Raw genomic sequence first — 10,537 nt, forward strand, 5'->3', positions numbered from 1 at the left:
AGGGCCAGTACGAGAGCGGCACCGGTGCAGGAAACGGGAGCGAGGTCGGGCGATGGCGGTCAAGGCGATGGGCTGGGCACACTCGTTCCCGGTCTCCGGGGGTGTGAGCGCGGGCCGGCGCTGGACCCGCGCGCAGTTGGAGTCCCTGCCGTGGACGGCCGAGGAACCCGAGACGGTGGACGCCGTCGTGTTGACGGTGTCCGAACTGCTCACCAACGCTCATGTTCACGCCCGTAGCGACGCGCACCTCATTCTCACCTGGGACGGCGACTGTCTTCACGTGAGTGTCCACGACGAGGACTCCACCCTGCCGCTCCAGCGTGATCCGGAGCCGGGCGCGGTGTCCGGCCGTGGGGTCGGCATTGTGCGGATGCTCGCCGACGAGTGGGCCATGAAGTGCCAGCGGCACGGGAAAACCGTCACGGCGTGCTTCCGCCCGACCGGCACACGACAGCGCGAGGCCGACTGAGCGTCGGCCCCGCGCCCGCTTCCCCGCGACGCGACGTTCCTCAGTCGCGCCGAACGGCGGAGAAGTTGTGGGTGCCCGCGCGCAAGCCGGAGACAGTGAGCCGGCTGTCGGTGACCCGAACGCCGCGGCCGGACGCCCGTCGACCGTCCCAGAGCAGGCGCCCGCCCCTTCGGACCGTCACATCACGACTGTCCATGGGGAACACGACCGCGCCCCGGGTTCCCGCGGGCACCCGCACGGTCAACTCGAAGGCCTTCGCGGAGTTCTCCCACTTCACTTCCAACGGACCTTGAGGTGTGGGTAGTTGTCCCTGGGCCCAGGCGATGCCACCGGGATGCGGCCGCACTTCCCATGTGGCGTAGCCGGGGGATGTCGGCAGGGCGCCGAGCAGTTGATGTGTCAGCGCGGGGAGAACGCCTGTGGACCAGCCGTGCGCCATGCTGGTGTAGGCGCCCTCGTACAGCGACCCGCCGGGACCGATGCCCTCCCAGTGCGTGATGCCGGGGTCGTGGCTGTCCATCCAGCCGTAGGTGCGCCGGATCTGGTCGACCGCGGACTCCGCCCGCCCGGACTCGAAGCGTGCCACGATCTCGGGGTACGAGGTGAAGGCGTACACACGCTGTGAGGCATCGCCGAAGAGGGTGTCATTGTCCATGAACGCGTTGCCGTAAGGCCGTTGTGTGGTGGCGTCCAGATGGGCGAGGGCCGAGGCGGCGCGCTCGCTCCCGGCGACACCCGCGGTGATGGCGATCGCGTTGCCGTCCTGCGCGTGTCTGACCGGCCCCGTCGCCGAGTCGAGATAGGCGCCGGCCGCCTCGTCCCACAGATGCGTGTTGATGGCGTCCTTCACCGATGCGGCCCGTCGGCTCCAGCGCTCCGCGTCACCCTCATGGCCCATCCAACGCGCCAGCCGGGCCGCGTCGTTGAGGGCCTGGACATAGTTGGCGTTGTAGTAGGTGACGCGTCCGGTGCGGTCCAGGAAGGCGTAGTCGCCGTATCCCCCCGTGCCGTTGAGTCCCTTGCTGAGCAGGCCGGCGCTGTCGGTGACACTCGGATACCAGGTGTCGAGCACCTTCAGCAGGTTCGGGTAGTAGCGGCTCGCGTAGGAGCGGTCTCCCGTGTAGAGCACGTAGTCCCAACTGCAGGTGACCCACCACAGCGGATAGTCGAACAAGGGAAGGGTGTAGCCGGCGATCGACGCCGGTGGGATCCATCCGTCGGCGCGTTGATGGTCGGCCAGGTCTGCCAGCACGTTGCGCGCTGCCGCGGCCGTGTCGTCATGTGTCAGATAGAGCGTGCGCGCCGACACGGCCAGGTCACCGACATACGGGTCCCGGTCGCGCTTGGGTCCGTCGTGCAGCACCAACTTGCCTTCGAGCGAGGGGCTCCAGGCGTTGCGCGGGTCGACGTCGTCCTGACGGAAGGTGTCCGTGACCAGCTCGTTGGTGTACGAGGCTCCGTACCAGTACCGATTGAGGTCGTCGTCGGAGCACAGGAACCATCCCCGGTAGGTGCTCGGCGTGCCCAGGTAGGCGCTGAAGTCGAGGCCGACGGAGTCGATCTCGACCGTTCCCCACGGCCGCGCGGCGGGCGCGTCGCTCGCCAGGGCGTCGAGTGTGATCCTGAGATAGCGGAAGCCGTGCAGTCCGTCCGCGTAGACCTTGTCGCCCGCCTGGAAACCCTTGTGGTCGGTCCAGTCCGCGCCCGCGGCCGGTACCGCGAACTGGTCGGTTCCCCGGCCCGCGCCGCCGGACTGGTCGGAGCGGGTGAAGTCGGAGCGGTCGGTCAGGAACTGCTTGGTCTCGGAGAACGCGAGCCGCACACCGGGGGAGTTGTCCGACGCGGAGGTGAACCGGACGCGCGGGAATCCCACGACGACCTTGCCGAAGTCCACCGTGACACTCGGTGCCACCACCGGCGCGACAGGCTCGGGCCACACCTCGTTGACCCGGGTGAAGGCCCCGCGCGGAGTGTCCTGGACGCCCGTCACCGTGATCCGGACCCCGGTGGTGGAGAGCTTGGCCGTGAACGGCACGGCCCGCTGGATGACATCGTTGTCCTCGACCGTGGCGGCCGTCTGCCACGCGTCGTCCCGCCACACGTCGACCACGAAGTCGGTAGGCACGCCGTCGCTGTTGGAGACGATCGTGATGCCCGACAGCTCCCGCGACGCGGGCAGGGTGATGGTGAGCGTGTCGGGAAACGCGCCCAGCGTGTCGTCGTTCCAGAACGACTCCGGATCGCCGTCGATGGCGTTCTTGGCGTCGTAGGTGCGCGGCTGTCCGTCGTTGCCGTTGTTGCCGGCATGCGCCGAGGAGGCCTCGGCCACGGTGCCCTCGGGCCAGCGCGGGGCCGGCGTGGGCTCGGGGCGCCGCAGCACGGTCCGGGTACCGCCGGACTTCAACAGGCCCTCGGGACTGCGGACATCACCGGTGGAATCGATGACGCGCACGGGCCGCACCGCGCGGGAGGCCGGGGCCTGCACATAGCGCTGCCAGTCCTTTCCGGGACGGGGTGCCGGCGACGGGGTCGCCGTACCCGCCGATCTCGCGGCGGCGAAGGCGGTCCCCGCGACGGGGAGGCCCGCGGCGGTCAGGGCCAGGGCACCGGCCCCGGCGGCGACGACCGCTCGCCGGGGGAGACCCGGCCGCGGGGCGTTCTCGGGAGTGCTGTTCAACGGCATGGCGCCTCGTTCCTCAGCGGATTGAAACGATTCAATCGTGGTGGGCGAGGTGACGCTATCTCAGGACGCAGGCGTCGTACAGACATTGTGCCGGGCGCGCTTGCGCGGATCGATGCCCTCCGGCCTCGAAGAGGAGCCGGCCCGTGCCGGCAGCCGGGGCTCTGTCGGAGCCGAGGGCGAGCCCGGCGGTCCGGTCGGCCCGGCGGTCCGGCGGTCCGGTCGGACCGCCGACACCTACGTGATCACCGCCCTAAGCTGGCGGCATGTCAGCCCAGCACCCCACGTACAGGCACGTCGACGGCGAGCAGATACCCGGCACCACGCGGCACGCCTTCATTCGCAACGGCAGCGACTACTACCTCACCGACCTGATCGTCTACGCCGACGGCCTGATCGACTGCTGGGGACTCGTCGGCATGACCGAATTCGAGGAGAAGCTCCGCTCCGGATGGGTCGCCACCACGCTCGAACAGGGAGCCAGGGCATCGATTCACCACGTCGCCTCATGGAAATTCGATGAGCCGCAGTCGTGGGTCACCCCGGAGATGCTTGTCGGCGAGGTCCGGGACACCATCGACGAACTGAACGGCCGCCCCGACTCGACCGAACGATGCCGGGAGGCGGCCGACACCTACCTCGCCGATCCGACGGAGGAGCGCCGACGGCATCTGCTCGACGCCTACCTGGCCATCCCCGAACACCTGCGCCACTACGCGCTCGGCGACATGGACAACAAGGACTGGCCTCTTCAAGTGCTGGCGGTCGGCGTCGGCGGCCGCATGCCGCGCGGCGGCGAGGCGGTCACCGAGAAGACGCACGCCTCGGCGCTCGCCTACTTCGCCCGGCACGGTGAACTCCGCACCGAACAGGAGGCCAGGACCGAGATCTTCGGACCTGCCGAGCCCGTTGCCCCCGCCGTCAGGCTCGCGCACACGGTCTTCCCGAAGGGCTGGCCGGGCGACCCCGGCCTGCTCGCGCTGCGGAACGAGTACCCGTGTCCCATCCAGGTGCGAGGCGTCGGGTACCCCGACGTCGAGCGCGCCTATCTGGCCCTGTCCACCGACGACGAGACCCGGCGGCAGGCCGTGCTCGCCGCCGAGAACAACTACGCGGCCAGGCGGGCGGCAGAGACGGCTCCCCCGCGCCAGGGCTGGGGACAGGCCCGGCTCGCCGTGATGGCAGAGCTGATGCGGGCCAAGTACGCCCAGCATCCCGCGCTCGCGGAGCTTCTGCTCGGCACGGGGGACGCCAAGATCCTCTACTCCACCGCCGACTCGTTCTACTGGAGCGAGGGCGGGCAGCGCGGACGGAACTGGGCCGGACGGCTCCTGGAACTGATCCGCGGCGAACTCGCCGCCGAAGCGGCCGGCATCGGGCCGACCCGGTCCGCCTGACCTCGGCCCGAAGGCCGTCTGCCGTGCCCTACCCCGGAGCAGCCACGACGCGTACGCGGTCGCTGTCCCGGCCGGAGAGGAACGACGAGAGTTCCTGGCCCTGTTCGGCGACGGCGGACCGTTCGGCTGGGGACAAGGAGCGCAGCGGGGTGACGACCACGGTGTCCGCCTCGGCCTTCCAGGTCGCGGCGACCCGGCCGTCGAGCAGCACCACGCGCTCGCCCGCGACCGAGAGCCCGCGGTGGGCGGTGTCGACGATCCTGGCGCGGTCCTGGTAGCCGAGGATCGCGTTGTCGAACGCCGGCAGGAACCGCACCGGGGCGGGTGTGCCCGGATCGGGGCGCGGCGCGTCGGGGAGGTCCAGCAGTTCCCGGCCCGCCTCGTCGCGGAAGGTCACCAGTTCCTCCCGTACGGCGGCCACCGCGGCCGGCAGCCCGGCGAGGCCGCACCAGGCGCGCAGGTCGGAGGAGGTGGCGGGACCGAAAGCGGCCAGGTACCGGCGGACCAGGGCCTGGCCTACCGGGTCGGAGCCGTCGGGGGCGGGCGGTTCCACGCCCCGGCCCAGCCAGGAGGAGAGGAGCACGTTGCGCACACCCGCCTTGGTGCGCCACAGTCCGCGGGGCGGTGTCTGCGCGACCGGTACGAGTGCGGCGACCAGCATCTCGCCGAGTGCCCGCCGTCCCGGCGCGGGCCAGCGCGTGGCCAGTGCGCGCACCATGTCGGCCGCCGAGCGCGCCTCGCCGTCGGCCATCAACGCCCGCCCCGCCGCGGCCAGTTCGTCGAGATCGACGCCGTCGAGCTCGCGGCGGTAGGTCCCGAGCACCTTCTGGCGCAGCATGGCGTCGTGGCGGGCTCGCCAGCCGAGGACGTCGTCGGCGGCGAGGAGGTGCACCGTGCGGCGCATGAGGTGGGTCCGCACCACGTCGCGCCGGATCAGCAGGTCGTCCAGGACCGCCGGGTCGAACGCGCGCAGTCGTGACCAGAGTCCGACGAAGGGTTCCTGCGGTTCCTGGGCCTGCAGGCCGCACAGGTGCGCGACGGCGTCGAGGACCGGTACGTCCGCGCGGTCGAGCAGCAGTTGACGGGCGAGCGTCGCCCGGTTGAGCGCCCGATTGCCGAGAACGGTCATCGGGTCACCGCGCGGCGCTGGTCACGGGTGCGCGACTGTCCGGAAGGGCGCCCGGAGGGGCCGGTCTCCGGGGCGGACAGGTCGGCCCGCGGCGCGGCCGTCGCGCCGCGCCGGTGACCGCTGCCGTCGGCGTGGTCGGCCCGTTCCCCATCGGGCGGCGAGGGAACTGCGGTCGGGGCGTGCACGGTGATCGGGTCCTTCCGTCGGGCGGGCTGTCTGTACGAGATCACCGTCGCAGGGATGGAGGTCAGGAGGTGTCCGCTACTCGGGGCGGGGCAGGACAGGGCGGTGCGGGGCCGGAGCCGTGCCGGAGCTCTCGTGCCATGTGTGTCGGCGCGTGTCCGAGCCCGCCCACGCGGCGACCCGGACGGCGCACTCGCGGGGCGCGGCCGTGGCGCTCCCCCTATGGTGAGTTGGTGAGTCGCTCCAGCGTGCCCCCCGAGCGTGGGGATCGTGCGGACCCGTCGACAGGCCATCGAACCGACTATGCGGGCGCCATCTACGGCTCGATCCTGGCCGCGTCCGTGGTGGCCACGGCCGGGGCGGGAGGGGAGTACCCACGGCTCGAAGCGGTCGTGCTGCTGGTGGTCACCGGCCTGGTCTTCTGGGCGACCCACGTCTACGCACAGATCGCGGGGGAGCGCGTGGTCGGTCAGGTCTGGTCCTGGCGGGAGATCCGCCGGATCGGTACCCACGAGTGGTCCATCGTCGAGGCCGCCACCCTTCCCGCCGCCGCCGTGGCCCTCAGCGCCGTGTTCGACATGAGCGTGAACACGGGCCTGTGGATCGCCCTGGGTATCGCGGTGGCCCAGCAGGTCATGTGGGCGTGCCTGGGAGCCGCCCGCGCGGGTGCCTCCCGCGGCCTGGTCGTCGCCGAGGGCTTCGTGAACCTGGCTCTCGGACTGATCATCGTGGCCGCCAAGGTCGTCCTCAAGCACTGACGGCATCTGACGGCATGACCGCACGGCCGCGTGGCCCATGGCCGTACACGGCACGGCTCCGCGGCGAGTACGACGTGCCCCGCTCGCCCGCCCCTGCCGCCGGTGGCGGTCCGGGTACGCGTCGTACGAGGGGTCGGGTCGCGGGAGCCGGGATGCGCGAGCGCCCCCGAGTCCGGATGACTCGTTAGCCTGGAGCCGAGGGGGAGGCTCGGGCGACAGCCCAGAGGAGGCCGGTATGGCTGACATGACTCCGGGGTCCGGCGCGTACGACGGGGCCCGTGGCGCGCCCGGCGGCCCGCGTGGCGCGGACACTCCCCGCTACCTGCCCATCGCCGACCACGGTCTGATCGGCGATCTGCGCAGCGCGGCCCTGGTCGGCACGGACGGCACCATCGACTGGTACTGCTGCCCGCGCTTCGACGCGCCCAGCGTCTTCGCCTCGATCCTGGACGCCGACCGCGGTGGCTGCTTCGAACTGGCCGCCGATGTCCCGGCGCGCACGAAACAGTTCTACTTTCCCGACACCAATGTGCTGATCACCCGGTTCTTCGCGGACGACGGGGTCGGTGAGATCCAGGACTTCATGCCGGTCGAGGACGACTCGCGCGAGGCCGACCGGCACCGGCTGATCCGCCGCGTGGTGTGCGTCCGCGGAACCCTGCCTTTTCGCGCGCGAGTCGCCCCCCGGTTCGAGTACGGGACGGTCCCGCACACCGTGCGCGTGGACTCCGGCCAGGCGGTCTTCACCTCGTCCGTGCTGAGACTGGCCCTGACGTCCACGGTGCCGATCGAGACCGCGGGACACGACGTGTGGTCGCTGTTCAAACTGCACGAGGGGGAGACCGCGGTCTTCACCCTTGACCAGATCGACGACGAGGTGGGCCCGCGCTTCTGCGCCGTGACCGAGGCCGAGAGGGAATTCAACGCGACCGTGCGCTACTGGCGGCGCTGGCTGTCCCAGTCGCGGTACCGGGGCCGCTGGCGGGAGATGGTGCACCGGTCCGCCCTCACGCTGAAGCTGCTCACGTACGCCCCCACCGGCGCCATCATCGCCGCGCCGACCACCAGCCTGCCCGAACGGATCGGCGGCGAGCGCAACTGGGACTACCGCTATGTGTGGATCCGTGACGCCGCGTTCTGCGTGTACGCGCTGCTGCGTCTCGGCTTCACCGACGAGGCCGAGGCCTTCATGGGCTTCCTCGCCGAGCACGTCCAGAGCGACATACCCGAGCGCGTCGGCCCGGACGGTCCGCTGCAGATCATGTACGGCATCGACGGTCGCCGTGACCTGCCCGAACGCGAACTGACCCACCTCGAGGGCTATCGCGGATCCGCTCCCGTACGCATCGGCAACGGCGCCGTCGGCCAGCTTCAGCTGGACATCTACGGCGCCCTGGTCGATTGCCTCTACCTCTACGACAAGTGGGGGCAGCCTCTCTCCAGCGCCCACTGGGACACCGTGAGCCAGCTCGTCGACTGGGTGTGCGACAACTGGGACCAGCCCGACGAGGGAGTGTGGGAGACCCGCGGAGGCCGCAAGCCCTTCCTCTACTCCCGCCTCATGTGCTGGGTGGCCATCGAACGCGCCATGCGGCTGGCCCGGCACCGTGGCCTGCCCGCCGACGTCATCCGCTGGGGCGCCGTCCGCGACACGATCTACCGGCGGATCATGAGCCAGGGCTGGTCCCCCCGACGCAACGCCTTCACCCAGACCGAGAACAGCGACATCCTCGACGCGTCGCTGCTGATGATGCCGCTCGGCAAGTTCATCTCCCCGACCGACCCGAGATGGATCGCCACCCTCGACGCCCTGGGCGAGGACCTGGTGTCCGACTCCCTGGTCTACCGCTACGACCCGCAGGCGAGCCCCGACGGCCTCAAGGGCGAGGAAGGCACCTTCTCGATCTGCTCCTTCTGGTACGTCGAGGCCCTCACCCGCGCGGGCCGCCTCGACGAGGCCCGCCTCGCCTTCGAGAAGATGCTCACGTACGCCAACCACCTCGGCCTGTACGCGGAGGAGATCGGCCACACCGGGGAACAGTGCGGCAACTTCCCCCAGGCCTTCACCCATCTCGCCCTGATCAGCGCCGCCTTCAACCTCGACCGCAGGCTCGGCTGACCCTTTCGGGCCTGCCGCCGGGAACGATCCGCTTCCTCAGGGCGCGGTGAAGAGGCCCGGGAAGCGGGGAGCGAGCCAGGGCCTGCGGCCCCAGACGAGGATGCGGCCGCGGGCGATGGGGCCCGCCTGTCCCTGGCGGCCGAGTCCCATCAGGAGGAAGGTGACCGGCTCGATGAGGATGGTGCAGTCCGGCCCGGCCGGTGGCTGCCGGTCGACGGACAGGACGCCGTCGGCCAGGGTCACGCCGAACCGGCCGCCGCCCCACAGCCGGATGTCGTAGCGGGCGTTCATCCCGGCCGTGCGGAGCGGATCGGTCACCCGGGGCATCGCCGTGAGCATGAACGGCAGGGTCAGCCCGACCCGGACCCGGTCGATCATGTGCGCCCGGCCCAGCGCGCGGGCGAGATCGTAGCCGTGGCCGAGCATGTGCGTGAGCAGATACGACCCCAGCTCCTGCGGGCTCATGGGGCCCAGCGGAGTGACGACGGGGTCCTCCGCCGCCCCTTCCTCCAACGCCTTCACACAGGCATCGGCGTGCCGGACGATCATCGCCGCCAGCGGTTCGGCCGCCCGCTCCCCGAACTCCGCCAGCGACCGCTCATTGGCCTCGGCGAGGCCCTGCGGTGTGCCGTCCCCGTAGGGGCGCGCCTGTCCTGCCGCGAGCTCCGCCATGAGCTCGTTGGCCACGGCCAGATGCGCCGCCGCCTCTCCGACACTCCACTCCGCCCCGGGAATCCGGAGCTCCATGTCGGCATCGGGCCCCAGCAGCGCGGCGATGTCCTCGGCGGTCCCGCGTATCGCCGCACCCAGCCCTTCGGGCAGTCCCCTCCGGATGTCCTGCCCAGCCACTGAGTCCACGTTGTCGCCTTTCCCGCCGGCCTCCCCTCACCACGGGCCGCGGACAGACCGTGGTGAGGCGACGCGCCATCGATCACCGGCGTACAGAAGACCAGGCAACCGTGGCAGCGACAAGCCCCTGAGCAGCGAGAACGCACGTCGAGGGCGGGGTTTCGGGGGTAAAACGGGCATTCGTGCCAGGAAGGGGCCGACGGCGGAGGGCCGTTGAACGCCTCCCCTCGCGGTGAGGGACGACCGGAGGGGAGCGCGGCGGTCGGCCAGGACAGCGTGACCTGCTGGGACTCGCCCGGCAGCAGCCCCAGGTGCTGGGTCGGGGGTTTCCACGGCTGTCCCGAGCGGGCCGCCGGATCCCGGGCGCCCGATCCCGCCGAGGGCGCCGGTTACCTCTTGGGTAATCGACTCCGGTGCGCGCGGCTGCCAAGGTCGTTCGTGTACGGAGCCCCGACCGCCGGAGGATGTCATGACCGCGTACGCCATCGCCCATCTGAGGGAAGCCGCGCCGCACCCGGAGATCGCCGAGTACGTCGAGCGCATCGGCGCCACCTTCGAGCCGTACGGTGGCCGCTTCCTCGTGCATGCCACGCAGCATGAGGTGATGGAGGGCAGCTGGCCCGGCCATGTCGTGGTGATCGGCTTTCCCGCGATCGCCGAGGCGCGTGCGTGGTGGGACTCGCCCGCCTACCGGGAGATCGCCCCCCTCCGCTCGCGGCACATCGCGGGGGACATCATCCTGGTCCCCGGAGTCCCCGAGGGCTACGACCCGGCGTCCACCGCGAGGGCGATGCGGGACGCGCTGCCGGTCGAGTAGCACTCCCGTTGCCCGTTGCCCGTTGCCCGTTGCCCGCTGCGAGTTGCGAGTTGCGAGTTGTGCGCTTTGTGATGTGCCTTGTGTGTTCCGCGCCGACCTCGGGTGTACGCGCTGAGGGGGCGGCGTCACCCGAGCC

9 protein-coding genes are annotated in these 10,537 nt (G+C 71.1%); 5 read left to right on the top strand and 4 right to left on the bottom strand.

Annotated elements, in window-relative coordinates; all coding sequences use genetic code 11:
- Nucleotides 1-52 precede the first annotated feature (52 nt).
- Entirely contained in the window at nt 53-469 is a 417-nt protein-coding gene (locus ACFWBT_RS18960) for an ATP-binding protein (RefSeq protein ID WP_385701629.1), read from the top strand.
- Nucleotides 470-509: 40 nt separating this feature from the next.
- On the opposite strand, the gene ACFWBT_RS18965 is transcribed toward ACFWBT_RS18960, so the two are convergent.
- Entirely contained in the window at nt 510-3,152 is a 2,643-nt protein-coding gene (locus ACFWBT_RS18965) for an alpha-L-rhamnosidase C-terminal domain-containing protein (protein ID WP_385701631.1), read from the bottom strand.
- A gap of 263 nt (nt 3,153-3,415) precedes the next feature.
- On the opposite strand from ACFWBT_RS18965, the gene ACFWBT_RS18970 reads away from it, so the two are divergent.
- Nucleotides 3,416-4,546, top strand: a complete 1,131-nt coding sequence (locus tag ACFWBT_RS18970; protein WP_385701634.1) for an NADAR family protein — start codon at nt 3,416-3,418, stop codon at nt 4,544-4,546.
- 28 nt (nt 4,547-4,574) lie between these two features.
- Here ACFWBT_RS18970 and ACFWBT_RS18975 read toward each other — a convergent pair whose 3' ends face one another.
- Both ACFWBT_RS18975 and ACFWBT_RS18980 read right to left on the bottom strand, forming a co-directional pair.
- Entirely contained in the window at nt 4,575-5,675 is a 1,101-nt protein-coding gene (locus ACFWBT_RS18975; protein ID WP_385701636.1) for a winged helix DNA-binding domain-containing protein, read from the bottom strand.
- Nucleotides 5,672-5,860: a hypothetical protein gene (locus ACFWBT_RS18980; protein ID WP_385701638.1), complete on the bottom strand. Its 189-nt coding sequence runs from the start codon at nt 5,858-5,860 to the stop codon at nt 5,672-5,674. Before ACFWBT_RS18980 ends, ACFWBT_RS18975 begins: the two co-directional genes overlap by 4 nt.
- A gap of 231 nt (nt 5,861-6,091) precedes the next feature.
- On the opposite strand from ACFWBT_RS18980, the gene ACFWBT_RS18985 reads away from it, so the two are divergent.
- Both ACFWBT_RS18985 and ACFWBT_RS18990 read left to right on the top strand, forming a co-directional pair.
- Nucleotides 6,092-6,616: a hypothetical protein gene (locus tag ACFWBT_RS18985; protein ID WP_385701640.1), complete on the top strand. Its 525-nt coding sequence runs from the start codon at nt 6,092-6,094 to the stop codon at nt 6,614-6,616.
- A gap of 244 nt (nt 6,617-6,860) precedes the next feature.
- Nucleotides 6,861-8,735 carry a glycoside hydrolase family 15 protein gene (locus tag ACFWBT_RS18990; protein WP_385701650.1) on the top strand — a complete coding sequence of 625 codons (1,875 nt, stop codon included), beginning with the start codon at nt 6,861-6,863 and terminating at the stop codon, nt 8,733-8,735.
- Nucleotides 8,736-8,771: 36 nt separating this feature from the next.
- Here the strand turns inward: ACFWBT_RS18990 and ACFWBT_RS18995 are convergent, their stop codons facing one another.
- Entirely contained in the window at nt 8,772-9,593 is an 822-nt protein-coding gene (locus tag ACFWBT_RS18995) for a maleylpyruvate isomerase family mycothiol-dependent enzyme (RefSeq protein ID WP_385701643.1), read from the bottom strand.
- Nucleotides 9,594-10,053: 460 nt separating this feature from the next.
- On the opposite strand from ACFWBT_RS18995, the gene ACFWBT_RS19000 reads away from it, so the two are divergent.
- A complete protein-coding gene (locus ACFWBT_RS19000; RefSeq protein WP_385701645.1) occupies nt 10,054-10,401 on the top strand; it encodes a DUF1330 domain-containing protein in 348 nt (115 codons plus the stop codon).
- Nucleotides 10,402-10,537 lie beyond the last annotated feature (136 nt).

Origin of the sequence: Streptomyces sp. NPDC060027 (assembly GCF_042737005.1) — a bacterium.
Classification (GTDB): domain Bacteria; phylum Actinomycetota; class Actinomycetes; order Streptomycetales; family Streptomycetaceae; genus Streptomyces.

Bases quoted from the DNA above. Each gene is read 5' to 3' on its own strand.
- ACFWBT_RS18960 (WP_385701629.1), top strand. From the start codon at position 53: ATGGCGGTCAAGGCGATGGGCTGGGCACACTCGTTCCCGGTCTCCGGG.
- ACFWBT_RS18965 (WP_385701631.1), bottom strand. From the start codon at position 3,152: ATGCCGTTGAACAGCACTCCCGAGAACGCCCCGCGGCCGGGTCTCCCC.
- ACFWBT_RS18970 (WP_385701634.1), top strand. From the start codon at position 3,416: ATGTCAGCCCAGCACCCCACGTACAGGCACGTCGACGGCGAGCAGATA.
- ACFWBT_RS18975 (WP_385701636.1), bottom strand. From the start codon at position 5,675: ATGACCGTTCTCGGCAATCGGGCGCTCAACCGGGCGACGCTCGCCCGT.
- ACFWBT_RS18990 (WP_385701650.1), top strand. From the start codon at position 6,861: ATGACTCCGGGGTCCGGCGCGTACGACGGGGCCCGTGGCGCGCCCGGC.
- ACFWBT_RS19000 (WP_385701645.1), top strand. From the start codon at position 10,054: ATGACCGCGTACGCCATCGCCCATCTGAGGGAAGCCGCGCCGCACCCG.